The organism is Streptomyces coryli, from assembly GCF_011044975.1.
Classification (GTDB): Bacteria; Actinomycetota; Actinomycetes; order Streptomycetales; family Streptomycetaceae; genus Streptomyces; species Streptomyces coryli.
Map to the genome: position 1 here is coordinate 13,918 of NZ_JAAKZV010000053.1, position 24,754 is coordinate 38,671.

Consider the following 24,754-nt stretch of genomic DNA (forward strand, 5'->3'; position numbering starts at 1 on the left):
GGTTAACAGGAAGCTCTCGAGAGGATGCCGTATGCCTCATGCCGGCACCTTCACCACCGCAGCGTCCCGCGGCTCTGCGGGGTCCGGGCGGCGCTTGCGCAGCGGGTCGAGCAGCCGCTGGCCGAGCACCAGCACCGCCTCGACCACCAGGGCCAGCGCGGCCACCAGCAGCGCGCCGCCCACCACTTCGGGGGTGCGGCTGGTGGCGAAGCCGTGGGTGATGATCCGCCCCAGGCCGCCGCCGCCCGCGAAGGCCGCGAGGGTGGCCGTGGCGACGATCTGCACCGCGGCCGAGCGGATGCCCGTCATGATCAGCGGGGAGGCCAGCGGCACCTCGACCCGGGTCAGCAGCTGCCACGGCGACATGCCCATCCCGCGGGCCGCCTCGACCACATCGCGGTCGGCCTCGCGCACGCCGACATACGCGTTCGTCAGCAGCGGCGGCACGGCGAAGAGCACCAGGGCGATGATCGTCGGCCAGTTCCCCTGCTTGCCGAGCGGGGTGAGCAGCAGCAGGCCGAGGACGGCGAGGGTGGGGACGGCACGGCCGACGTTGGAGATATTGATGGCCAGGGCGCCGCCCTTGCCGATATGGCCGAGCCAGAGCGCGACGGGCAGGGCGATCAGCGCCGTGATCACCAGCGCGACCGCGGTGAGCCACAGATGCTCCCCGAGCCGCACCCCGATGCCCTCGGCCCCCGACCAGTTCGACCCGTCGGTCAGCCAGGACCAGGCGTCCGCGATCGCACCCATGGCTTACGCACCCGCCTTAGCAGTCCTACGGCCCAGGCCCCCGCCCCAGCGGCGGGTCTTCGCCCGCTTCTGCGCCCGCTCCCACGGCGTCAGCAGCCGCTGCAGCCCGAGCAGCGCCACGTCCGCCACCACCGCCAGCGCGACACACAGCACCGACGCGGACAGCACCTGCGCCTTGAACAGGGTGTCCATGCCCTCGAGGATCAGATTGCCGAGGCCGCCATAGCCCACGATCCCGCCGACCGTCGTCATTGCGATCGTCGACACCGTCGCGATCCGGATGCCCGCCATCAGCGCCGGCACGGCCAGCGGCAGCTCGACCCCGAAGAGCAGCCTGGCCGGTCCGTAACCCATCCCGCGGGCGGCCTCGCGGGCCTCCTCTGGGACTGACTCGAGGCCGGCCATCAGATTGCGCACCAGCACCGTCAGCGAATAGAGCACCAGGCCGGTGATCACCACCGAGGCCGACAGGCCCATCCAGGGCACCAGCAGCGAGAACATCGCCAGCGACGGAATCGAATAGAGCAGCGTGGTCAGCCCGAGCAGCGGCCCGGCGACGTGCTTGTACCGCCGCGCGAGCAACGCCAGCGGAAAGGCGACGACCAGCCCGATCAGCACCGACGCGACGGTGATCCACACATGCTGCACGGTGGCGTCGATGAGCTCCTGGCTGCGGGAGCGGACATACTCGCCGCAGATCCACTCATTGGCCGCCAGACAGCTCTGCTTCGTCGCCACGCTCCCCACCTCCCGCCCTGCTCCGGTACGTCGGTCCGATTCGTGTGACCAACCCTAAGCATGACGACTGACAGTCGCTCCCCGGCCTGCGCGATCCGCAACGCAACCTTCACGCACGCCGCCCGATCCGGGGGCAGAATGGGGAAGCATGATCCGGTTCGAGAACGTCACCAAGCGCTACGCCGACGGCACCACCGCCGTCCACGACCTGTCGTTCGAGGTGGCGGAGGGCGAGCTGGTCACGCTCGTCGGCCCCTCCGGCTGCGGCAAGACGACCACGATGAAGATGGTCAACCGCCTCATCGAGCCCACCTCCGGCCGGATCTTCGTCCAGGGCCAGGACATCGCCGGCACCGACCCGGTCGAGCTGCGCCGCCGCATCGGTTACGTCATCCAGCAGGTCGGCCTCTTCCCGCACAAGACGGTGCTGGAGAACACCGCCACGGTCCCGTACCTCCTCGGCTGGCCGAAGGGGAAACGGCGGGAGCGCGCCGCGGAGTTGCTCGACCTGGTGGGCCTCGACCCGTCCGTGTACGGCGACCGCTATCCCGACCAGCTCTCCGGCGGTCAGCGGCAGCGCGTCGGCGTCGCCCGGGCGCTGGCGGCGGACCCGCCGGTGCTGCTGATGGACGAGCCGTTCGGCGCGGTGGACCCGGTGGTCCGCGAGCATCTGCAGAACGAATTCCTGCGCCTCCAGGCACAGATGCACAAGACGGTCCTCTTCGTCACCCACGACATCGAGGAGGCGGTCCGCCTCGGCGACCGCATCGCGGTCTTCGGGCAGGGCACGATCGAGCAGCTCTCGCCGCCCGCGGAGGTCCTGGGCGCGCCCGCGACGCCTTACGTGGCCGACTTCGTCGGCGCGGACCGGGGCCTGAAGCGGCTGTCGGTCACCGAGATCGAGTCCGGCGATCTCGAACAGCCCCCGGTGGTCCATCTGGATGACCCGGCCCCGAAGGCGGCGGCCCGGCTGCGCACCGAGGACGCCCCGTGGGCGGTCGTCCTGGACGACGCGGACACCCTGCACGGCTGGGTGGCGGCGGACGACCTGGAGGCGGGCTCCGTACGCGAACACGCCCGCCGCATGGAGGCCTGGCTCCCGGTCGGCGCGACCCTGAAGCAGGCCTTCGCGGTGATGCTGCAGCACGACGCCGGCTGGATCGCCGTCGTGGACGGCGACCGCTTCATCGGCGTCCTGACCCCGGCCAAACTGCACGAGGCGCTGCGCCGGTCGATCGACGCGGACGCGCGGGATGTGGCCCGCGAGGACGTGGTCCTGGACTCCGTCCCGGGCAGCTGAGGCGGCTAGTCCCAGCCCTCCAGCGACCTCGCCACCCGCACCGCGTCAGCCGTCGCCCGCACCTCGTGCACCCGCACCGCCCAGGCCCCCTCCCGCGCCGCGATCGCCGACACCGCCGCCGTGGCCGCGTCCCGCTCGCGCGCCGGCGGCGGGGACGCGCCCTCGCCCGCCAGCACCCGTCCCAGGAAGCGTTTCCGCGACGCCGCCACCAGCAGCGGCCGCCCGATCTCCCGCCGCAGCCGCCCGAGACTCGCCACCAGGGCGAGATCGTGCGGGGCCGACTTCGCGAAGCCCAGGCCCGGGTCCGCGACGATCCGCTCCGGCGCGATGCCGCCCTCGACCGCCCGGTCGAGGCTCCGCCGGGTCTCCGCGATCACCTCGGCGACGACGTCCGCGTACACCGCCCGGTTGTTCATGTCGATCGACTGCCCGCGCCAGTGCATGACGACGAACGGCACCTCGGCCCCGGCCACCACCGGCACCATTTCGGGATCCGCGAGCCCCCCGCTCACGTCATTGACCAGCCGCGCCCCCGCCTCCACCGCGGCGGCCGCGACCCGCGCCCGCATGGTGTCGACCGACACGACCACGTCCTCGGACGCAAGACCCTGCACCACGGGCAGGATGCGCCGCAGCTCCTCGTCCTCGTCCACCCGGGTGGCCCCGGGCCGCGTGGACTCGCCGCCGACGTCGACCAGGTCAGCCCCGGCCGTAACCAGGTCAAGGCCGCGCTTGACCGCCGCGGTGGTGTCGAACCACCGCCCGCCGTCGGAAAAGGAGTCGGGCGTCACATTCACCACGCCCATGACCGCGCAGCGGTCGAAGTCCGGCAGTCCCGCCACCCGGCCGCGTACGTCAGAGCTCATACGGCCAGCGTAGCCACCGCCCGCCGCGAGCGGCCGAGCCGCCTCAGCGAGCCATGATCAGGCTCATCGCCTCGGACCGCGTCGCCGGATCCCGCAGCTGCCCGCGCACCGCCGAGGTCAGCGTCTTCGCGCCCGGCTTGCGCACCCCGCGCATGGTCATGCACATGTGCTCGCACTCGACCACGACGATCACCCCGCGCGGCTCCAGGATCTCCATCAGCGAGTCGGCGATCTGCGTGGTCAGCCGCTCCTGCACCTGCGGGCGGCGGGCATAGACATCCACGAGCCGCGCCAGCTTCGACAGCCCGGTGATCTTGCCGTCGTGGGACGGGATGTACCCGACGTGGGCCACGCCGACGAACGGCACCAGGTGGTGCTCGCAGGAGGACATCACCTCGATGTCCTTCACCAGCACCATCTCGTCATGGCCGAGGTCGAAGGTGGTGGTCAGCACGTCCTCCGGCTGCTGCCGCAGGCCGGCGAATATCTCCTTGTACGCCCTCGCCACCCGCGCCGGCGTCTCCCGCAGTCCTTCGCGGTCCGGGTCCTCGCCGACGGCGATGAGCAGCTCGCGTACGGCGTTCTCCGCGCGCTTCTCGTCGAACTCGCCGATGTCGCCGTCCCCGGCAAGCGTTACGGGATCGATCATGTGCGTAGGCCTCGCTCCTGGTCCGTGGGCGGCGGCATATGCAGAGGCCGCGCCCCTCAAGGCTAGAACCTTGGGGACGCGGCCTGCATTCCGGGAGCCGTGAGGCTGAAGGAGATGCCGTTACGCCTCGCTGTTGCCCGACGCCGCCGGCGGGGTGTCGTCAGGACCGGCGGACCCGCCGTGACCCGGCAGTTCCACCGTCTCCTGCGGCTGGCCGTCCGGCTTGGCCAGGATCGACGGCTGCACACCGTTGGTCGCCGACAGTTCCTTCGGCGAGAGCACCGGCGGGCGGGTCGACGGAGTACGCCGGGAGGAGCCGGTCCAGGCCGGGCGCTCGGGGCGCTTGACCAGGTCCTTGAAGATCTCCGCCAGCTGCTCCTTGTTCAGCGTCTCCTTCTCGAGGAGCTCGAGGACCAGGTTGTCGAGGACGTCGCGGTTCTCGACGAGGATCTCCCAGGCCTCGTTGTGCGCGGTCTCGATGAGCTTCTTGACTTCCTCATCGACCAGCGCGGCGATCTCTTCCGAGTAGTCGCGCTGGTGCGCCATCTCCTTGCCGAGGAAGGGCTCGCTGCCCTCCGAGCCGAACTTGATCGCGCCGAGCCGCTCGGTCATGCCGTACTGCGTGACCATGGCCCGGGCGGTCTTGGTGGCCTTCTCGATGTCGTTCGCCGCACCCGTCGTCGGGTCGTGGAAGACGAGCTCCTCGGCCGCGCGCCCGCCCATCATGTACGAGAGCTGGTCGAGCATCTGATTGCGCGTCGTGGAGTACTTGTCCTCCTCCGGCAGCACCATCGTGTAGCCCAGCGCACGCCCACGGGACAGGATCGTCACCTTGTGCACCGGGTCTCCGGAGGGAGAGGCCGCCGCGACCAGGGCGTGTCCGCCCTCGTGGTACGCGGTGATCTTCTTCTCCTTCTCCGACATGATCCGGGACCGCTTCTGCGGACCCGCGACCACGCGGTCGATGGCCTCGTCGAGCGCCTTGTTGTCGATCAGCTTCTTGTCGCTACGGGCCGTGAGCAGGGCGGCCTCATTGAGGACGTTGCTCAGGTCCGCACCGGTGAAGCCCGGCGTCCGCTTGGCGACGGCCTTGAGGTCGACGTCCGGCGCGATCGGCTTGCCCTTCTGGTGCACCTGCAGGATGTGCAGGCGCCCGTTCAGGTCCGGCGACTCGACGCCGATCTGCCGGTCGAACCGGCCCGGGCGCAGCAGCGCCGGGTCGAGGATGTCCGGCCGGTTGGTGGCCGCGATGAGGATCACGCCGCCCTTGACGTCGAAGCCGTCCATCTCGACGAGCAGCTGGTTCAGCGTCTGCTCGCGCTCGTCGTGACCGCCGCCCATACCGGCACCGCGGTGCCGGCCGACGGCGTCGATCTCGTCGACGAAGACGATCGCGGGAGCGTTCTGCTTGGCCTGCTCGAAGAGGTCGCGGACTCGGCTGGCACCGACACCGACGAACATCTCGACGAAGTCGGAGCCGGAGATCGAGTAGAACGGCACCCCGGCCTCACCGGCCACGGCCCGCGCCAGCAGCGTCTTGCCGGTACCGGGCGGCCCGTAGAGCAGCACGCCCTTCGGGATCTTGGCGCCCACGGCCTGGAACTTCGCCGGCTCCTGCAGGAACTCCTTGATCTCGTGGAGCTCCTCGACGGCTTCCTCGGCACCCGCCACGTCGGCGAACGTGGTCTTGGGGGTGTCCTTGGTGATCAGCTTCGCCTTCGACTTCCCGAAGTTCATGACCCGGGAGCCGCCGCCCTGCATCTGGTTCATCAGGAACAGGAAGACGAGGACGATGAGGACGAACGGCAGCAGGGACAGCAGGATGCTGACGAAGGGGTTGTCCTTCGTCGGCTTCACGGAGTAGCCGTCGGCGATCTCGCCGCGGTCGAACGACCCCTGCAGCTGCTTGGCGATCTCGACACCCTGCTCGTCGATGTAGTTCGCCTTGACCTTGTTGCTGCCGTCGATCTTGCCGTCGCCCTTGAGCTGAATCTTGACGGTCTGATCGTTGCCGGTGGTCAGCTCGGCAGACTTGATCTTTTTCTCGGTGATCGCCTGAACGACCTTGCCGGTGTCCACCGACTTGTAGCCCTCGGACGAACCGACGAGCTCAATGAGCAGGACCACGGCGAGGACGGCCAGCACGATCCACATGACTGGCCCACGGAAGTAGCGCTTCACGTCCATCCACACGGGGCGAGTTGCACCCCGTACCTCCTGCCACAGTGAGGCGCGGCGGGCCGTTGACGACCCGTTCCGCGCGTACGTGTATTACCCGGTCCTGGCGCCTCTTGTGAAAAATGGCGACTAGCTTTCGACGGTACCCCAGCATTGTCACCCGTTGCGGCGGGGGCGGCGAAGTCAGGCGCCTTCGCATGCTCCAACGGCGGGAACGAGCCAGTCGTTCCCGCCGCCAAATGGGCCTGTCAGAGGGTCAGCCGCCGTATACGTGCGGGGCCAGCGTGCCCACGAACGGAAGATTCCGGTACTTCTCCGCGTAGTCCAGCCCGTACCCGATCACGAACTCGTTCGGGATGTCGAAGCCGACCCACTCCACGTCGATGTTCACCTTGGCCGCCTCGGGCTTGCGCAGCAGCGTGCACACCTTGAGCGACTCCGGCTCGCGCGAGCCGAGGTTCGACAGCAGCCAGGACAGCGTCAGCCCGGAGTCGATGATGTCCTCGACGATCAGGACGTGCTTGCCCTTGATGTCGGTGTCCAGGTCCTTGAGGATCCGCACCACGCCCGAGGACTGGGTGCCCGCGCCGTACGAGGACACCGCCATCCAGTCCATCGTGGCCGGGGTGGACAGGGTCCGGGCCAGGTCCGCCATGACCATCACGGCGCCCTTGAGGACTCCGACGAGGAGCAGGTCCTTGCCCGCGTACTCCGCATCGATCTTCGCGCCCAGCTCGGCGAGCTTCGCGTCGATCTCTTCCTTGGTGATGAGGACCGACTTGAGGTCGGCCCCCATGTCCTTTTCGTCCACCCGCGCCGTCTCTCGCTAAGTAAGTAACGGTCAGTTCTCCGCGGCAGCCTCATCGCGGCGCCGGATGACCAGTCTGCCATCCGCGCGCCAGGCCTCGACACGCCCGGGGAGGCTGATGGCCTTCTGGCCGCGCCAGCTGGTCAGCAGCCGGTCGACCTCTTCGATGTGCCGGGAGAAGAGCGAGCCCGCGGGGGCGCCGGCTTCGATCACGGCGCGGCGCAGCACGCGGCGGCGCACGGCGGGCGGGAGCGCGTACAGGCGGGTGGTGTCGAAGCCGCCGTCGGCGAGGCGGACGTCACGCCCCGCGGTCTCGGCCCAGGCGTCGAGGGCGTCGGCGTCGTCGCGGGAGAGCTGGGCGGTGCGGGCGAGGGCGGAGACGACGCCCTTGCCGAGCGCCTTCTCCAGGACCGGCAGGGCCTCGTGGCGGACCCGGGAGCGGGTGTAGGCGGGGTCGACGTTGTGCGGGTCGTCCCAGACCGGGAGGGACTGGACCATGCAGGCCTTACGGGCCACCTGGCGGTCGATCTCCAGGAACGGGCGGCGGTACCGGCCGGCTTCGCCGGTGGCGGCGGCCATGCCGGACAGCGAGCGGGTGCCGGAGCCGCGGGCGAGGCCGAGGAGCACGGTCTCGGCCTGGTCGTCGCGGGTGTGGCCGAGCAGCACGGCATGCGCGCCGAGGCGCTCGGCGGCGCGGTCGAGGGCGGCATAGCGGGCGTCGCGGGCGGCGGCCTCGGGGCCGCCGGTGCGGCCCACATCGACGCGGATGGCTTCGACCGGCTTCAGGCCCATGGCGGCGAGGCGGTCGGCGACCTCGGTGGCGCGGCGCTCGGAGCCGTCCTGCAGGCCGTGGTCGACGGTGATGCCGCCGGCGCGGATGTGCAGCTTGGGGGCCTCGAAGGCGAGGGCGGAGGCGAGCGCCATCGAGTCGGCGCCGCCGGAGCAGGCGACCAGCACCAGCGGCTGATCCGGTTTGCGCAGGGGGTGGAGCTTCGCGTGCTCGTCCGCTACGTCATGCAGGACGCGTCGGACTGCGAGACGTATCGCGGCGACCGCGGGATGGGGACCCATGGCTTTCACTTCTTTCGAGAGCGGCGGTCCACTGCACTGTCACTGTGCGTATCTCGATGGTGACAGAGAAGAGCTGACATCCGAGCATTGCACGCGGGCAGCGACCGTTACGCTCCCTCGGACGGGTGAATGACCGGCTCGCAAGGTGCCAGACTCGTCAGCTCTCCGTCTTACTGTGCACCCGCGCGATCCAGTCCGCCGGTTTAGCGATCTCCGCCTTGGTCGGCAGCGTGTTCGGAGATGTCCATACGCGATTGAAGCCGTCCATCCCGACGGACTCGCATACGGCCCGTACGAACTTCTCGCCGTCCTTGTACTGCCGCAGCTTGGCGTCCAGGCCGAGCAGCTTGCGCAGCGCCTGGTCGAGGCGGCCCGCGCCCTTGGCGCGGCGCTGCTGGAACTTCTCCCGGATCTCGGCGACGCTCGGCACCACCTGCGGCCCGACGCCGTCCATCACGTAGTCGGCGTGGCCCTCGAGCAGCGACATCACGGCGGTCAGCCGGGAGAGGATCTCGCGCTGGGCCGGGGTCTGGACGATCTCTACGAGGCTGCGGCCGCCCTCTGCGTCGTCTTCGGCCTCGGTCTTGTTCCCGGACAGCGCCTGCGCGGCCTCGCGGAAGCGCTCCAGCAGCGTGGACGGGTCGACCTCGGTCTCGGCCAGGAAGGCCTGGATCTCGCTCTCCAGGTGGTCGCGCAGCCACGGCACCGCGGTGAACTGGGTGCGGTGCGTCTCCTCGTGCAGGCACACCCACAGCCGGAAGTCGTGCGGGGCGACCTCGAGCTCGCGCTCCACGTGCACGATGTTCGGCGCTACGAGGAGGAGCCGCCCGGCCCCGTGCCCCGTACCGGCCGGGAGATCGCGGGTGGCGGGGGCGAAGGTCTCGTACTGGCCGAGGACGCGGGACGCCAGGAAGGACAGCAGCATCCCGAGCTCGACGCCGGTGACCTTGCCGCCGACGGCGCCCAGGACGGCGCCGCCCGGCATGCTCGCGCGGCGCTCCTGCATCTTCTCCAGCAGCGGCGTCAGGACGGCCTTGAAGCCGGCGACATTGGCCCGCACCCAGCCGGGCCGGTCGACGACCAGCACCGGGGTGTCATGCGCCTCGGACGCTCCCTCGGGGAACATCCGGGTGAACTCCCGGACATGCGACTCGGACGCCTTCGCATGTGCTCTCAGCTCGGCGACGATGGCGCGCGCATCGTCGCGGCTCACGTCTGGCCCGGGCCGTACCAGCCGGGTCGCGGTCGCTACCGCGAGATTCCAGTCGACCATCTCCGCACCACCGATGCTCGTCATGTCTCTCACCGTACGTGCCGCGCGGCGCATACGGGAGGTTCGGCGGAGATAGGCGGGCATGCGGGCGGACCGCGGTGGCCCACAGCGGCTCGCGGCCGGAACTTTGCGAGGTAGGTCACACAGGGTCACCAAAGTGACTGGGCTGGTTCATTTTCAGTTCACTTTTCACCACTGGTCGCTTCACCTGGTTTGCCTAATTTCGGTTACGTCACCGAGTCCCACCAGGCGAGACGCACGCGAACGCGCGTGACTGAGAAGAAGGTCTCGCACCAGAACCGAAGGAATCACCGACGTGAAGCTCCTCCCCCGTACGAAGCGCACGCGCGCCGCGGCCCTCGGCGCCGTCGCCCTGTCCGGCGCCCTGGTGCTCTCCGCCTGCGGCTCCGACAACAACACCGGCTCCGGCGCCGGCGGCGCCCAGGAAGACGGCGCCTCCGACATCAAGTGCGACGACGCCAAGGGCCAGCTGCTGGCCTCCGGCTCCTCCGCCCAGAAGAACGCCGTCGACCAGTGGGTGAAGGACTACACCGCCGCCTGCTCCGGCGTCACCGTGAACTACAAGGCCACCGGCTCGGGCGCCGGCATCCAGGAGTTCCTGCAGGGCAAGACCGGTTTCGCCGGCTCCGACTCGGCGCTGAAGCCGGACGAGGTCACCCAGTCCAAGAAGGTCTGCAAGGGCGGCCAGGGCATCAACCTGCCGATGGTCGGCGGCCCGATCGCGGTCGGCTTCAACGTCGACGGCGTCGACAAGCTCACCCTCGACGCGGACACCCTCGCCCAGATCTTCGCCGGCAAGATCAAGACCTGGGACGACGCGGCCATCAAGAAGCTCAACCCGGACGCCGACCTCCCCGACACCAAGATCCAGCCGGTCAGCCGCTCCGACGAGTCCGGCACCACCGACAACTTCACCTCCTACCTCGCCGACGCCGCTCCCAAGGCCTGGCCGCACGAGCCCGGCAAGAAGTGGCCGATCCAGGGGGGCCAGTCCGCGGACGGCTCCTCCGGCGTCTCCTCGCAGGTGAAGCAGACCTCCGGCGCCATCTCGTACTTCGAGCTGTCGTACGCCCACGCCAACAGCATCAAGACCGTGGACATCGACACCGGCTCCGGCGACCCGGTCGAGGCCACCACCGCGAACGCCTCCAAGGCGATCGCCGCGGCCAAGGTCACCGGCAAGGGCAAGGACCTCGCCATGGAGCTGGACTACGCCACCAAGGAGCCGGGCGCCTACCCGATCACCCTGCTCACCTACGAGATCGCCTGCGACACGGGCAACAAGAAGGACAGCCTCGCCGCGGTCAAGTCCTTCCTGACCTACACCGCCAGCGACAAGGGCCAGGACGTCCTGAACGACCTCGGCTACGCCCCGCTGCCCAACGAGATCCAGGGCAAGGTCCAGGACGTCGTCGAGTCGCTGTCCTGACCCCCTCCCCGTAAGACCCGCACAGCCCCGTAAGACCCACCGTCCGGTGCACCGCCGCCGGGGCGGCCGCCCCCACCGGGGAGGCCGCCCCACACCAGACCGGAGAAACACCACATGACCACCGACATACGCACCCCGGCTCCGCCGCCACCCCAGGCACCAAAGGCGCAGCCGGGACATCTGACCTCCGCCAAGGGCACCGGCCGGCTCGGCGACAAGATCTTCCTCGGGTTCTCCCGCGGCGCCGGCATCACGCTCCTGGTCCTGATGGGCGCGATCGCGGTCTTCCTGACCATCCGCGCCGTCATGGCCCTCTCCAAGAACGAGGGCAACTTCTTCACGACCTTCGAGTGGAACGCCAACTCCACCCCGCCGGTCTTCGGCATCGCGGTGCTGGCCTTCGGCACGATCGTCTCCTCGATCATCGCGATGCTCATCGCGGTCCCGATCGCCGTCGCCATCGCGCTCTTCATCACGCATTACGCGCCGCGCAAGCTCGCGACCCCGATCGCCTACGTGATCGACCTCCTGGCCGCGATCCCCTCGATCGTCTACGGCCTGTGGGGCGCGCTCTTCCTGGTCCCGCACCTGACCGGGGTCTACAAGTGGCTGGACTCCTGGCTCGGCTGGACCGTCGTCTTCTCGTACGACGGCGGCGCGGCCCGCTCGCTGATGACCGTCGGCATCCTGCTCGCGATCATGATCCTCCCGATCATCACCAACGTGAGCCGCGAGGTCTTCGCGCAGGCCCCCAAGATGCACGAGGAGGCCGCCCTGGCCCTCGGCGCCACCCGCTGGGAGGTCATCAGGACCGCCGTGCTGCCCTTCGGCCGCAGCGGCGTCATCTCGGCCTCGATGCTGGGCCTCGGCCGCGCCCTGGGCGAGACGATGGCCGTCGCGACCGTGCTGTCCCCCTCCGCGATCCTCTCGGCGAAGATCCTGGAGCCCGGCGGCGGCACCTTCGCGCAGAACATCGCCTCCGCCTTCAAGGAGGCCGGCGAGTTCGGCCGTGACGCGCTGATCGCCTCCGGCCTCGTCCTCTTCGTCATCACGCTGCTGGTGAACGGCGCCGCGCGCCTGATCATCGCCCGCCGCAAGGAGTATTCGGGGGCCAACGGATGACCGCCACGACCATGACCCCCGCCGACCGCGCCGACCACCTCGGCATCCACCAGCCGCGGCTGCCCAAGTGGGGCCCGGCCGTCATCGCCGCCGGCTCGGCCGCGGTGGCGATCGCCATCGGCCTCGTGGCCGGCCTGCAGAGCAAGATCCAGTGGGGCCTGATCGCCGCGATCCTGTTCGTCATCGGCCAGTACGTGATCGCCTCCCGGGTCGAGGGCAGGCGGCAGGCGAAGGACCGCCTCGCGACGGCGCTCGTCTGGGTCGCCTTCCTGCTGGCCGTCGTCCCGCTGGCGTCGCTGATCTACGAGACCATCGCCCGCGGCATCAAGGTCCTGAACGGCTACTTCCTCACCCACTCCATGAACGGCGTGGTGACCATCCAGCCCGGCGGCGGCGTCTACCACGCGCTGCTCGGCACCATCGAGCAGGTGGCGATCGCGACCCTGATCGCGGCCCCCATCGGCCTGCTGACGGCGATCTACCTGGTCGAATACGGCAAGGGGAAGCTCGCGAAGGCGGTCACGTTCTTCGTGGACGTCATGACCGGCATCCCGTCGATCGTCGCCGGCCTCTTCATCCTCAGCGTCTGGATCATGATGCTGGGCTTCGGCTACTCCGGCTTCGCCGGCTCGCTGGCCCTGGCGATCCTGATGATGCCGACGGTGGTCAGGTCCACCGAGGAGATGCTCAAGCTGGTCCCGAACGAGCTGCGGGAAGCCTCGTACGCGCTGGGCGTGCCGAAGTGGAAGACGATCCTCAAGGTCGTCCTGCCGACCTCGATCGGCGGCATCACCACGGGCGTCATGCTCTCCATCGCGCGCATCACGGGCGAGACCGCGCCGCTGCTGCTGCTGGTCTTCGGCAACCCGATGATCAACAACAACCCCTTCGAAGGCGCCCAGGCCTCGCTCCCGCTCTACATCTACGAGCAGTGGGCCAACGGCAACGAGGCGAGCTACGACCGCGCCTGGGCGGCTGCGCTCGTGCTCATCGCCTTCGTCATGATCCTCAACCTGGTGGCTCGCGGCATCGCCCGCTGGAAGTCCCCGAAGACCGGCCGCTGAGCTCGGCCAACGTAAGGAATGATCTGAAATGGCCAAGCGCATCGATATCAACGGCCTGAACGCCTACTACGGCGACTTCAAGGCGATCGAGGACATCTCCATGTCCGTCGAGCCCAAGTCGGTCACGGCCTTCATCGGCCCCTCCGGCTGCGGCAAGTCCACCTTCCTCCGCACCCTCAACCGCATGCACGAGGTCGCCTCCGGCGGCCGCGTCGAGGGCGAGGTGCTGCTGGACGGCGAGAACCTCTACGGTCCCGGCGTCGATCCGGTCGCGGTCCGGCGCGTGGTCGGGATGGTCTTCCAGCGCCCGAACCCGTTCCCCACGATGTCGATCTACGACAACGTGGCCGCGGGTCTGAAGCTCAACGGCGGCGTGAAGAAGTCCGACCTCGACGGCGTCGTCGAGGAGTCGCTGAAGGGCGCCAACCTCTGGAACGAGGTCAAGGACCGCCTGAACAAGCCCGGCTCCGGCCTCTCCGGCGGCCAGCAGCAGCGCCTGTGCATCGCGCGGGCCATCGCCGTACAGCCGCAGGTGCTGCTCATGGACGAGCCCTGCTCCGCCCTCGACCCGATCTCGACGCTCGCGATCGAGGACCTGATGGCGAAGCTGAAGGACCAGTTCACGATCGTCATCGTCACGCACAACATGCAGCAGGCGGCGCGCGTCTCGGACCGCACGGCCTTCTTCAACCTGGCCGGCGTCGGCCAGCCGGGCCGCCTGATCGAGGTCGACGACACCCAGAAGATCTTCTCGAATCCGGCGGTCCAGGCGACGGAGGACTACATCTCCGGCCGCTTCGGCTGACCCCGGAACCCCCCAGCCCGTCTTGCGGCGCTGCATGGCGGTGCCGCCGCAAGACGAAGGGCCCGCCCCCGGGGAGGGGGCGGGCCCGGTTTCATGTCGTACGAGCGGGCTACTCGAAGATCAGGTGCACGATCAGATAGCAGAAGGCGGCCACCGCGGCGGCGGCCGGCATCGTGATGAACCAGCCCGCCACGATGTTCTTCGCGACGCCCCAGCGGACCGCCTTCACGCGCTTCGTGGCGCCGGCACCCATGATCGCCGAGGTGATCACGTGGGTGGTGGAGATCGGCGCGGAGAAGACGTACGAGGCGCTGTACATGATGCTCGCCGCCGTGGTCTCCGCCGCGAAGCCCTGCGACGGCTGCAGCTCGATGATCCGCCGCCCCAGCGTCCGCATGATCCGCCAGCCGCCCGCGTACGTACCGAGCGACAGCATCAGCGCACACGCGAACTTGACCCACAGCGGGATCTCGTGACCGTCGGTCTTGCCCGCGATGATCAGGGCCATCACCACGATGCCCATCGTCTTCGCCGCGTCCTGCAGACCGTGGCCGAGGGCCATCGCCGCCGCCGAGATGGTCTGCGCGATGCGGAAGCCGCGCTGCGCCTTGTGCGGGTTGGAGTTACGGAAGAGCCACAGGATCGCCGTCATCACCAGATAGCCGGCCCCGAGGCCGACGATCGGCGAGACGAACATCGGGATCACGACCTTCTCGAAGACGCCGCTCCAGATGACGCCGATGCCACCCGCGAGCGCGGCGCCGACCATGCCGCCGAACAGGGCGTGCGAGGACGACGAGGGCAGGCCGAAGTACCAGGTGATCAGGTTCCAGGCGATCGCGCCGACCAGCGCCGAGAACAGGATCCACATCCCGTGGTCCCCGTGCGGCGTCTCGATGATCCCCTTGCTGACGGTCTTGGCCACGCCGGAGCCGAGAAAGGCGCCGGCGAGGTTCATGACCGCCGCCATCAGCAGCGCCGCCCGCGGCGTCAGCGCGCGCGTCGACACCGAGGTGGCGATCGCGTTCGCAGAGTCGTGGAAGCCGTTCGTATATGTGAAGAACAGCGCGACGCCGATGGTGAGAACGAGGGCGAACGTATCCAAGGGGTTCAGGACTCCTTGACCGCGATGGTCTCAATCGTGTTCGCCACGTGCTCGAAGGCGTCGGCGGCCTCTTCGAGTACGTCCACGACCTGCTTGAGCTTCAGCACCTCGATCGCGTCGTACTTGCCGTTGAAGAGGTGGGCCAGCAGCTTGCGGTGGATCTGGTCGGCCTGGTTCTCGAGGCGGTTCACCTCGATCCAGTACTCCGGAAGGTTGTCGAGGGTGCGCAGATGGGGCATCGCCTCGGCGGTCAGCTCAGCGGCCCTGGCGAGCACCTCGACCTGCTGCTCGACGCCCTTGGGGAGCTCGTCGATCTGGTACAGCACGACCAGGTCGACGGCCTCCTCCATGAAGTCCATGCAGTCGTCGAGCGACGACGCGAGACGGTAGATGTCCTCGCGGTCGAACGGCGTGATGAACGAGGCATTCAGCTGGTGGAGGATGGCGTGCGTGGCGTCGTCGCCCGCATGCTCGGCGGCGCGCATGCGCTCCGCGATCTCCGCGCGCGCGGAGGAATCCGCCCCAAGCAGTTCCATGAGGAGCTTCGAGCCGGTCACGATGTTGTCCGCAGATGCGGCGAACATGTCGTAGAAGCTCGTCTCCCTGGGGGTAAGACGAAATCGCACGGTGTGGTCCTCAAGGAAAATACAGCGGATGCGTCTCGATGATGCTAGGCGCATCACGCGAGCACGGCGAACCGGCACCCGTACCTCGGGTAACCCCGCGTCGCCGCGGTAAACCGGTAGAATATACCCCTGGTGGGTATGCAACAGGGCGTGGAGCCCATAAAACGGGAGGAGCCGTCATGAGCGCGGAAACCGTAGAGACCGTAGAAGGGGCCCCCACGCACACCGGCCCGCACGGCTACAGCAAGGAGAAGGACCTCCACCTCAAGCGGCTGCGCCGGATCGAGGGGCAGATCCGCGGCCTGCAGCGCATGGTCGAGGAGGACGTCTACTGCATCGACATACTCACCCAGGTCTCGGCCGGCACCAAGGCGCTGCAGTCCTTCGCCGTCCAGCTGCTCCAGGAGCACCTGCGGCACTGCGTCGCCGACGCCGCCGCGGGCGGGGGCGATGTCGACGAGAAGGTGGAGGAGGCGACGGCGGCAATTGCGAGGCTGCTGCGGTCGTAGCCGGCGGCCGCGGGGTCTTGGCTGCCGCCCGGCGCTACCGGCCGCGCTACTCGAACTGCCGCTCGTCCGCCGAGGCCGGGCGGGACGCCACTTTCAGCACCTCGTCGATCCGGTCGGGGCTCAGCCGTTCCTCAGGTGTGCTGCTCGCCGCGATGATCAATTCCCCGCACAGCTCGATCTCGGCGAGTGCCACATGGTCCTGGACGGTCGTTCCGGGAGCCACGCAATCACCTCGCTTTCTCCCATCCGGTACCTACCGGGGGGCCACCACCGCCCAGCGTAGGGAGGGCAACACAGTCCGCGCATGACACGTCTGGACCATTTTCACGCCGCACCCCCTTGCGCAACCGGTGATTTCCGGCTAATGCCCCATCCCCCGCAGCAGTGCGCAGCCGTCGCTTACGGCTCGACCTTCCCCGCGTAGATGTCCCCGTCGGCCGGCAGCGCCACCTTCACCGGCTCCCCGAAGCCGTAGATCTCGGTGGTGGAGACGACCTCGACCTCCTGCTGCTGCGCGAACGCGAACTCGTACCGCACCTTCCGCAGCCGCCCGTCGTCGTCCAGATAGGCGTCGAAGGGGACCGAGTCCTTCGCGAAACCTTTCGCCGCCGCCTCGAGCGAACCGCGCGCGTACGCCGAAGCGGCCTTCGCCGCCCGGCCGATGTCGGTGGTGCCGCTGCAGTGCCGCACCGTGTCGCCGCGCAGCCGGTCCTGGCCGTCGCACGTCACCTTGCCCGCGCCGCGCAGGAGTTCGGCGGCGGTGAGCGGGTCGGTGGCGCCGTTGGTGACGAGATTGCCGTCGGCGAGCTCGGTGGTGTCCAGGCGGAGCCACTTGTCCGAGGGGACGCCCGCGCCGCGGTTCTTCATGTACAGCGCGCCGGCGGCGTACAACTCCCGGATGGGCGCGGGCCGCTCGCGGCCGCCGCCGCCCGGGCCGCTCTGCGGCAGCACGATGTCGAGCCGGCCGCGGCGGGCCCCGTAATCGAAGCCGCCGGTGCCGCGGACGGTGACGCGGGTGCCGCCGCTGTTCATCTGCATGGCCGTGCGGGCGGCCGAACTCCCGCTCTTCACCAGGCCGTCGGCGGCGTCGCGCACCGCCCGCGCCATCCGCGCGGGGTCGCCGGAGGAGCGGCCGTCGGCGATCGCGCCGTGCTCCGAGCATCCGGCCGCGGCGAGACAGGAGAACACCGCGAAGGCCGCGGCCGACGCCGCGCTCGACCGGACCGCGCGTGTCAGCGGTTGCCTCGTCGCGTTTGACCTGCCCACGGATGACCTGCCTACCCCGGCCCCAGAATGGCCCCAGAATCGTTTCGATTCGGATAACGAAGCCGGGCAGGCTGCGTCACGGCTGTTCGCCGTATCGCGAACGCCGGGGGTCGTTAACCAGCCGTGTGTCCGGCCGCGTCCTCGCGCGCCCGCACCCGGGCCCGGCGGGCGGGACCGGTCCAGCCGCAGCTGCAGCGGGCCAGTGCGAAGGAACCCGTCTCCTCGGTGGACGTCACATGCGCCTCGCCGTCCGCGACCGCGTGGTGCGGCGGCTGGCGGCGGGCGGGTCCGGGGCGGTTTCCGGGGCCGTGGTTGAGCACATCGCCACCGTACCTGGCGCGCGGACGGTGCACCCCCGGGCCCGGTCGGGAGTGCATCTGTGCGCCCCCGCGCGCCGGTCCGCAGCCTGTGGATTACTGCTGAGTACGCCCGGGGTCTGGCGGTTCCGGCCCGGCTGCGATGCACTGTCCCGATGGACAGGCGGAAGGTCATCAAGGCAGGGCTTGCGGCGGGGGTGGTGGGCGGCGCGAGCGCGGCGCTGACGACCGGGTGCACGGGCGGCGACGGCGGCGGCAAGGACGACAAGCCGGGCCGCAAGCCCCCCGGCGGCAGCGGCAGGAAGGCCGACTGGGCCGCGCTCGCCGGCTCCCTCGAAGGCAAGCTGGTACGGCCCGACGACGGCGCGTACCGGACCGCCCGGCAGCTCTACAACTCCCGCTACGACAGCCTCGAACCAGCCGCCATCGCCTACATATCCTCGGCCGCCGACGCCCGCGAATGCCTGGAATTCGCCCGCCGCGCCCGCGTCCCGGTCGCCATCCGCAGCGGCGGCCACTCCTACGGCGGTTACTCCAGCGGCAACGGCCGGCTGATCGTCGACGTCTCCGCCCTCGACTCGGTCGAGGCGTCGCGGAAGAGCGCGGTGATCGGCGCCGGCGCCCGCCTCATCGACGTCTACTCCGGCCTGTCCACCTCCGGCCGCACCGTCCCCGCGGGCTCGTGCGCGACCGTCGGCATCGCCGGACTCACCCTCGGCGGCGGCCACGGCGTCGTCTCCCGGGCGTATGGGCTGACCTGCGACAGCCTCAGCGGCGCCACGGTCGTCACGGCGGACGGCAAGATCCGCGAGGTGTCGGCGAAGCGCGACAAGGACCTCTTCTGGGCGCTGCGCGGCGCGGGCAACGGCAACTTCGGCGTCGTCACCGAGCTGCGCTTCCGTACGCACAAGGCGTCGGACGTCGTCATGGCGCAGATGTCCTGGCCGTGGTCGAAGGCGGCCGCGGTGCTGCGCGCCTGGCAGCGCTGGGGCCCCGACCAGCCCGACGAGATCTGGTCGGCCTGCCACCTCGGCGCCAACGCGGGCGCCGACCCCACCATCTCCGTCAGCGCCCTGTCGCTGGGCGACGAGGACGACCTCAAGGACGCCATCGACCGCCTCGCCGACGCTCCCGGCGGGCCGGGGCAGGCGAAGTCGGTGAACGTCAGCACGGTCACGTATCAGCACGCGATGAACGTCTACGCCGGGTGCACGGCGGTCGGCGTTGAGCAGTGCCACCTGCCCGGTGCGGTGCCGGGGCGCAATCGCGACGGGGTGATGAAGCGCGAGGCGTCGTCGGCGCGCTCGGACTTCTTCGACGGCGGCATCGGGGAGGCGGGCGTCCGGGCGCTGGTCGAGCACGCGGAACGGGCGAGCAAGGCCGGGCGCGGCGTCGACGGGATGATCCTGCTGACCGCGATGGGCGGCGCCGTGAACCGGGTCGGGGAGGACGAGACGGCCTTCGTGCACCGCGGCACGCGGGTGCTCGCGCAGTACTACGCAAAATGGGCGGGCGAGGACGCATCGGACGGCCGGAGCTCCCCGAAGCCCGCCGAAGCCTGGCTGGATCGCACCCATGCGGCGCTGCGGCGTGATGCCTCGGGGGCGGCGTATCAGAACTATGCGGATCCGCGGCTGAAGGGGTGGCGGAAGGCGTATTACGGGGGCGCGGTGAAGCGGCTGGAGCGGGTGAAGGAGCGGTATGACGGGGAACGGTTGTTCTCGTATCCGCAGGGGTTGTGACGTCCCTCCGGGGGAGGGCGTCCCGCAAGGCGGGACGGGCCGGCGCGGGACGTTTCGCAAGCCGCCCACCCTGACTCGCACCGTGCGGGACAGCCGCGGCGGCTACGCGGCCTTGCCGGGGTCCTCCCACAGCTGTTGCTCGGTGCTGCGTCCCGGTGCGGGGATCGCGGCGGCGCCCTCGGCTTCCGCCGTCGAGCCGGGCGCCAGCCATGGCACGTAGCGCACCAGGCGCCCCAGCCACGCCGTCCCGAACGGGGCCAGCAGCAGCGCCACCGCCGTGCCCAGCGCGAAGCCGCCGACGACGTCCGACGGGTAGTGCACGCCGAGATAGACCCGGCTCAGCCCCTCGGTGAGGGCGATGACGAGCGCCGCGATGCCGAAGCGGCGGTCGGCCATGTAGATGCCGACGGCGAGCGCCGCGGCGATCGTCGCGTGGTCGCTGACGAACGAATAGCCGCCCTTGCCGGACAGCAGCAGCGTGATCCCGTCGTGGTGGTCGACGAAGGGTCTCGGTCTCTCGACGAAGTTGCGCAGCGGCACATTGACCAGGATCGCGATCGCCGCGGCGCACGGCGCCCACAGCAGCGCGGCCACCGAGGCGGTGGCCGACTGGGGGTCGGAGCGCCGCACCCGCCACCAGCAGGCGACGAGCAGCAGTCCGAGGAGCAGCACGAGACCGTACTCACCCGCGAAGGCGATGCTCCGGTCCAGCCAGTGCGGCGTGGAGCCGGCGATGCCGTTGATGTCCTGCAGCACGGACACGTCCGGGTTGGAGCCGCTCGGCGGTGCTCCGGCGACAGAGGTGGGGGTGTCGTCGTCGTACGGCCATGGCATGTGCTGGCGCCCGTCCTTCGCTCGTGGGGGGTGGCTGTTCGCGTGCGGGTGGCCTCCGTGGTCAGTGGTGGCTACTGGCGCTTGCTGGTTCCCTTGGTCTTTCCGGCAGTTGTACCGGGTTACGTCGCGTTCCGCACCATGAGAACGCGACAGGAGTAACGCCGGTTCCGGGCCTTACCGAAAGATCACCTGTCGGTTATCGAGCGGTGACCGAAGCGCGGCCGGGCGGCTGCCGGACCGCTGTCTCCCTGCCGCCACACCGCTTGGGCAGCACCGCCTCACCGCTTGGGCAGCGCCTTCGCGCCATCCTCCGTCACCCGGGTCGCCCCGATGTAGTCCGGCGAGTCGATCTTGTCGAACCGGATCTTGGCCCCGGTGTACGGCGCATTGATCATGTACCCACCGCCCACGTACAGCCCCACATGATGGATCGACCGCGGATCATTGAGGTCATACGCGAAGAACACCAGATCCCCCGGCAGCAACTCACTCCGCTTCGGATGCGGCCCGGCATTCCACTGATCGTTAGCCACCCGCGGCAACTCAATCCCCACCGACCGATACGCCGCCTTCGTCAGCCCCGAACAGTCAAACCGCCCACCCTGCTCCGGCGTCCCGTTCCCACCCCAGAGGTAGGGCGTCCCCAGCTTGTCCTGCGCATAGTGGATGGCCCCGGCAGCCTGCTTGGAGGGCGAGACACGGCTGGTGGGGGCGGCGAAGCTCTTCTCGAGGGCCCGGATGATCTTGACGTAATTCTGCGTCTCCCGGATCGGCGGGACTCCGCCCGCCTTGAGGACGCGATACGGCCCCGCGTTGTACGCCGCCAGCATGTTGTCCGTCCGGTCGCCCGGGACGTTCTTGACGTCGGCGGCGAGCTCGCAGTCGTAGCTGGCGGCGGACGGGATGGCGTCCTCCGGGTCACGGACATCCCGCTTGCCGTCGCCATTGCCGTCGATGCCATGCGTCGCCCACGTGCCCGGGATGAACTGGGCGATGCCCTCGGCGTCGGCCGGGCTGACCGCATTCGGGTCCCAGCCGCTCTCCTGATACAGCTGCGCGGCGAGCAGGGCCGGGCTGATCGCGGAGCAGAGATTGCCCCACTTCTGCACCAGCGGCTGATAGGCCGCCGGCACGGCACCCTTGGCCAGGCCGCTCCCGCGGCCGCCCGCGGCGCCGCCGGCCGCCATGTACGTACCGAGAATGAGGAAGCCGAGGAAGCCGAACAGCAGGGCAGAGCTGATCGACCCGATCAGCCAGACCTTGCCCAGGCCGCGTCTGCGGCCACCTCCCGCGCTCGCCATGCCTCCAACCATCCCCCATCCGCCGCCTGTTGCGCACCCGCCTGTGGATAACTCGTCACGCAGGGTGCTACTTGACCTCGAAGCCGCTGCAGGCGATGAGGCGGTACTCGGTCGGCGACTCCACGTGGTAATACAGCACGGTCCAGTCGCCCGGATCGTTCGTGAACGGGATCGGGCCGCCCTTGAGCTTCTTGATCTTCGCGCCCTCGACCGGCCGCGGATTCCGGAAGTCCTCGGGGTACGAGACCTTCTCGGCCTCCTCCTCGCTGTCGAAGAGATCCATGGGCTCGGTGACGTAACCGAGCTGCATGTTCGCCTGTTTGAGCCCCTCGATGGGACGTCCGGTCTCGGCATCGATCTCGTGCGGCGGGCGCACGGCGGCGACGACGTAATACGGAGCCGCCTCCTTCATGGCGATGGCCCTGTAGGTGGCGCGCCACTCCACCGTCAGCGAGCGGGTGCCGCGCGGCACCGGCTTGCGCTCCGGGAAGATCTGGAACCCCTCCGCGCGCTCCTGGAATCCGGAGGTCATGCACCCTCCGTCCACCCATGCGTCCCGTACCGGGCCGGTCTCCCGGATATTGGCCGGGGCACCATCGGCCGACGGCTTGTCCCCCGCAGGCGACTTCGGTGCCGCCGACCCCTTCCCCTTCCCTGCCGGGTCCTTCCCACCGTCCCCGTCGGGCAGCAGCCACGCGCCCACACCCGCCAGCGCCGCCACCGCCACGGCCGTCCCGGCCGCCGCGAGGATCCAGCCCTTACGCCGCGTGCCGGACGGCATCCGCCCCGTCGCCGCCCCCGACTGCGCGGCGACGGTGGGCACATATGTCGCCGGATGCGGCTGCGGCGTCCCTCCCGTCGGCGGCCCGGACTCCGCGGGCACCGCCTCCCCGGGACCGGCCAGCGCCCCGTAATGCGGGTCCTCCACCAGCGCCGTCGTCACCCCGCACCTCCGGATGACCTCCGCCAACCCGGGCCGCTCCTCCGGCTCCTTGGCGGCACACGCCCGGATCAGCTCCGCGACCCCGGCCGGCACCCCGGCGACGTCTATCTCCTCGTGCACCACCCGGTACGAGACCCCGTGCGCCTGCCCGTCCCCGTACGGCGCCCGCCCCGTCGCCGCGTACGCCATCGTGGCGCCCAGCGCGAAGACGTCCGCCGCCTCGCCCGCCTCGTTGCGTATCAGCACCTCCGGCGCGAGGAAGCCAGGCGTCCCCGGCACCATCCCCGTGTGCGTCAGTGCGCTCTGCTCCAGGCCGCGGGCGATGCCGAAGTCGATCAGCTTCGGGCCGACCGGCGACAGGATGATGTTGTGCGGCTTGAGATCGCGGTGCAGCACGCCGTACGCATGCACGCTCGCCAGCGCCTCGGCGAGCGCGGCGAAGAGCCTCAGACAGCTGTCGGGCGGCAACGGGCCGTGCCGGCGCACCGCTTGGAGCAGCGTGGGGCCCGGCACGTACTCGGTGGCCAGCCAGTAGGGCGGCGCGTCCAACGCGGCGTCGACGAGGTTCGCCGTATACGCGCCGTGCACCGCCCGCACCGTCTCCACCTCACGCCGGAACCGGTCCAGAGCGTCAGGGGCAGCATCCGCGAAGTCATCGCGGATGACCTTGATGGCAAGCTGCCGCCCGCCCGGCGAGCGCCCCAGGTACACCTGCCCCATGCCGCCGGCGCCGAGCCGGCCGAGGAGGACGTGCGGGCCTAATTGGGCAGGGTCTTGGGGGCGCAAATGTTCGGGAGCCACTCGGGGACTCTGGCATGCGGGGAAGGCCTGTTCAAGCGGCTTCCCGATGCCGGGCGGCCACGGCACCGCGGTCGTGACGCTGCGTGCGGGGCTCGTCAACGGCGTTGCCCAGCGTCACATGCCGTGATACACAGAGTGAGCAACTCAGGGGAGGTCTGTGACACCCGGCCCCGCCCCAGCGGTCCGGATTTGCAGAGAGTTCGTATCTGCACACAACACACGTGCGGATGACGCCAAATCGACATCTGCAGGCGTCTCCATCGGGGAGGATGGGAGAGCCCGCCGACCGGCGGGGTACGGCAACGCACCACTAGGGGCGGTGAGTTACGAGATGTTCATGGCGGCCGAGAAGGGTGACATCAACACCATTATCGATGGCATCGCCCCTGACTGGGGCCCCTTCGGCAGCTTGGGCCAGGAAGCCCGGGTCATGGTTGAGGTCGTGATGGCCTTCGCCATTCTGCTGTGTCTGGCCATCGCGATCTGGGGCGCGGCGAAGCAGCGCATCGGCGCCACGGCGCTGCGCGACACCTTCAGCGCGGAGCAGGGCAAGGGATTGATCGTGGCCGGGCTCACGGGCGTATTCATCATCGGATCGCTCGGCACGGTCTTCACCATCGTCTACGGAATGGCGGTGTAGCCCGACGACCCGCGAGGGTCGGCCGGTTGCGCCGACCGGTCGGCCGGTGGCGGCTGCGGGCCCGCACGCACGGAGTCGTGCGGCTCCCCTGCGCCGTATCGGCCGATCCGGCTCCGGCGCCCGCCCCTGCCCTCGCGACCCCAAGCCGCTCCCGGTCCCGTAACGAACGGGACTGCGCGGCCCCTCTCGCTTTCCGACGGCCCAGAAGGGGGGTGCGGACTGTGATGGCGACCGAGGTGACGACGGCTGCGATGTCAGTGCCGGATGTCACGCTGAGTACTGGCGCACACCGTGTGCCGACACATCGCGCACCCGCGCCCGGCGAAAGCGGGGTGCGGCCCTCCGGTTGGGCCGCGGGGGCGCTACGGTCCTATGTCGCAAGGGAGTTGGCGGCGTCCGCTGAGCAAGGAGCTATCCGATGAGCCACGGCGACGAGCGCTTCGACGACGTCGGCGGCGGCCGTGCCGGCGGCGACTATGACTACGGCTTCGCGTACGGAGCCGGCGGCTCCGGCGAGCGGCGGCAGACGCGGGTCCGGTTGCCCGGCGGCGACGACGACTCCTTCGATTCCGGTACGGGCGGCGGGCGCGGGG

The 24,754-nt window shown here is 69.9% G+C and carries 24 protein-coding genes; 8 read left to right on the forward strand and 16 right to left on the reverse strand.

The window, feature by feature from the left end; translation table 11 throughout:
• Positions 1-36 precede the first annotated feature (36 nt).
• Complete coding sequence (locus G5C51_RS14705) at positions 37-753, reverse strand: ABC transporter permease (RefSeq protein ID WP_165237293.1); 717 nt, start codon at positions 751-753, stop codon at positions 37-39.
• Positions 754-756: 3 nt separating this feature from the next.
• A complete protein-coding gene (locus tag G5C51_RS14710; protein ID WP_420824809.1) occupies positions 757-1,491 on the reverse strand; it encodes an ABC transporter permease in 735 nt (244 codons plus the stop codon).
• Between the two features lie 148 nt (positions 1,492-1,639).
• Between G5C51_RS14710 and G5C51_RS14715 the strand changes: the two genes are divergently transcribed.
• The gene (locus G5C51_RS14715; protein WP_165237297.1) at positions 1,640-2,791 is read left to right on the forward strand and encodes a betaine/proline/choline family ABC transporter ATP-binding protein; all 1,152 of its coding nucleotides are present in this window, start codon (positions 1,640-1,642) and stop codon (positions 2,789-2,791) included.
• A gap of 5 nt (positions 2,792-2,796) precedes the next feature.
• Here G5C51_RS14715 and folP read toward each other — a convergent pair whose 3' ends face one another.
• The 6 genes from folP to G5C51_RS14745 form a co-directional block, all read right to left on the reverse strand.
• Positions 2,797-3,657: a dihydropteroate synthase gene (gene folP, locus G5C51_RS14720; RefSeq protein WP_165237299.1), complete on the reverse strand. Its 861-nt coding sequence runs from the start codon at positions 3,655-3,657 to the stop codon at positions 2,797-2,799.
• 43 nt (positions 3,658-3,700) lie between these two features.
• Positions 3,701-4,306: a GTP cyclohydrolase I FolE gene (gene folE / locus G5C51_RS14725; protein ID WP_165237300.1), complete on the reverse strand. Its 606-nt coding sequence runs from the start codon at positions 4,304-4,306 to the stop codon at positions 3,701-3,703.
• Between the two features lie 120 nt (positions 4,307-4,426).
• Positions 4,427-6,493 (reverse strand): ATP-dependent zinc metalloprotease FtsH, encoded by a 2,067-nt coding sequence (gene ftsH, locus G5C51_RS14730; protein WP_165237330.1) that lies wholly within the window; start codon positions 6,491-6,493, stop codon positions 4,427-4,429.
• 247 nt (positions 6,494-6,740) lie between these two features.
• Positions 6,741-7,280, reverse strand: coding sequence for a hypoxanthine phosphoribosyltransferase (gene hpt, locus G5C51_RS14735; protein WP_165237332.1), 540 nt, complete (start codon positions 7,278-7,280; stop codon positions 6,741-6,743).
• 45 nt (positions 7,281-7,325) lie between these two features.
• The gene (tilS, locus tag G5C51_RS14740) at positions 7,326-8,363 is read right to left on the reverse strand and encodes a tRNA lysidine(34) synthetase TilS (RefSeq protein ID WP_165237302.1); all 1,038 of its coding nucleotides are present in this window, start codon (positions 8,361-8,363) and stop codon (positions 7,326-7,328) included.
• A 157-nt stretch (positions 8,364-8,520) separates the two neighbouring features.
• Positions 8,521-9,660 (reverse strand): zinc-dependent metalloprotease, encoded by a 1,140-nt coding sequence (locus G5C51_RS14745; RefSeq protein WP_165237304.1) that lies wholly within the window; start codon positions 9,658-9,660, stop codon positions 8,521-8,523.
• 292 nt (positions 9,661-9,952) lie between these two features.
• Here G5C51_RS14745 and pstS point away from each other — a divergent pair, with 292 nt between their 5' ends.
• The 4 genes from pstS to pstB all read left to right on the forward strand — a co-directional run bounded on the left by pstS (position 9,953) and on the right by pstB (position 14,077).
• Entirely contained in the window at positions 9,953-11,086 is a 1,134-nt protein-coding gene (gene pstS / locus G5C51_RS14750; RefSeq protein WP_165237306.1) for a phosphate ABC transporter substrate-binding protein PstS, read from the forward strand.
• Between the two features lie 114 nt (positions 11,087-11,200).
• Positions 11,201-12,208, forward strand: coding sequence for a phosphate ABC transporter permease subunit PstC (pstC, locus tag G5C51_RS14755; RefSeq protein ID WP_165237308.1), 1,008 nt, complete (start codon positions 11,201-11,203; stop codon positions 12,206-12,208).
• Positions 12,205-13,272, forward strand: coding sequence for a phosphate ABC transporter permease PstA (gene pstA / locus G5C51_RS14760; RefSeq protein WP_206313841.1), 1,068 nt, complete (start codon positions 12,205-12,207; stop codon positions 13,270-13,272). Before pstC ends, pstA begins: the two co-directional genes overlap by 4 nt.
• Before the next feature lie 28 nt (positions 13,273-13,300).
• Positions 13,301-14,077 carry a phosphate ABC transporter ATP-binding protein PstB gene (gene pstB / locus G5C51_RS14765; protein ID WP_165237310.1) on the forward strand — a complete coding sequence of 259 codons (777 nt, stop codon included), beginning with the start codon at positions 13,301-13,303 and terminating at the stop codon, positions 14,075-14,077.
• Positions 14,078-14,186: 109 nt separating this feature from the next.
• On the opposite strand, the gene G5C51_RS14770 is transcribed toward pstB, so the two are convergent.
• Positions 14,187-15,182 (reverse strand): inorganic phosphate transporter, encoded by a 996-nt coding sequence (locus G5C51_RS14770; RefSeq protein WP_165237312.1) that lies wholly within the window; start codon positions 15,180-15,182, stop codon positions 14,187-14,189.
• 5 nt (positions 15,183-15,187) lie between these two features.
• Complete coding sequence (locus G5C51_RS14775) at positions 15,188-15,808, reverse strand: DUF47 family protein (protein WP_165237314.1); 621 nt, start codon at positions 15,806-15,808, stop codon at positions 15,188-15,190.
• Positions 15,809-15,987: 179 nt separating this feature from the next.
• Between G5C51_RS14775 and G5C51_RS14780 the strand changes: the two genes are divergently transcribed.
• Entirely contained in the window at positions 15,988-16,317 is a 330-nt protein-coding gene (locus tag G5C51_RS14780; protein WP_165237316.1) for a metal-sensitive transcriptional regulator, read from the forward strand.
• A 46-nt stretch (positions 16,318-16,363) separates the two neighbouring features.
• On the opposite strand, the gene G5C51_RS14785 is transcribed toward G5C51_RS14780, so the two are convergent.
• The 3 genes from G5C51_RS14785 to G5C51_RS14795 all read right to left on the reverse strand — a co-directional run bounded on the left by G5C51_RS14785 (position 16,364) and on the right by G5C51_RS14795 (position 17,903).
• Complete coding sequence (locus tag G5C51_RS14785; protein ID WP_165237318.1) at positions 16,364-16,540, reverse strand: hypothetical protein; 177 nt, start codon at positions 16,538-16,540, stop codon at positions 16,364-16,366.
• Positions 16,541-16,716: 176 nt separating this feature from the next.
• Entirely contained in the window at positions 16,717-17,583 is an 867-nt protein-coding gene (locus G5C51_RS14790) for an SCO4651 family lipoprotein (RefSeq protein WP_420824810.1), read from the reverse strand.
• A gap of 113 nt (positions 17,584-17,696) precedes the next feature.
• Positions 17,697-17,903, reverse strand: coding sequence for a hypothetical protein (locus G5C51_RS14795; protein ID WP_165237265.1), 207 nt, complete (start codon positions 17,901-17,903; stop codon positions 17,697-17,699).
• A 152-nt stretch (positions 17,904-18,055) separates the two neighbouring features.
• Between G5C51_RS14795 and G5C51_RS14800 the strand changes: the two genes are divergently transcribed.
• Positions 18,056-19,642 carry an FAD-binding oxidoreductase gene (locus tag G5C51_RS14800; RefSeq protein ID WP_165237320.1) on the forward strand — a complete coding sequence of 529 codons (1,587 nt, stop codon included), beginning with the start codon at positions 18,056-18,058 and terminating at the stop codon, positions 19,640-19,642.
• 102 nt (positions 19,643-19,744) lie between these two features.
• On the opposite strand, the gene G5C51_RS14805 is transcribed toward G5C51_RS14800, so the two are convergent.
• From G5C51_RS14805 to G5C51_RS14815, 3 genes are all read right to left on the reverse strand, one after another.
• Positions 19,745-20,476, reverse strand: a complete 732-nt coding sequence (locus G5C51_RS14805) for a phosphatase PAP2 family protein (RefSeq protein WP_165237322.1) — start codon at positions 20,474-20,476, stop codon at positions 19,745-19,747.
• 278 nt (positions 20,477-20,754) lie between these two features.
• Entirely contained in the window at positions 20,755-21,777 is a 1,023-nt protein-coding gene (locus tag G5C51_RS14810; RefSeq protein ID WP_165237324.1) for a C40 family peptidase, read from the reverse strand.
• A 67-nt stretch (positions 21,778-21,844) separates the two neighbouring features.
• Positions 21,845-23,521, reverse strand: a complete 1,677-nt coding sequence (locus tag G5C51_RS14815; protein WP_165237326.1) for a protein kinase domain-containing protein — start codon at positions 23,519-23,521, stop codon at positions 21,845-21,847.
• A gap of 331 nt (positions 23,522-23,852) precedes the next feature.
• Between G5C51_RS14815 and G5C51_RS14820 the strand changes: the two genes are divergently transcribed.
• Entirely contained in the window at positions 23,853-24,161 is a 309-nt protein-coding gene (locus tag G5C51_RS14820) for a hypothetical protein (RefSeq protein ID WP_165237338.1), read from the forward strand.
• Positions 24,162-24,754: the final 593 nt, after the last annotated feature.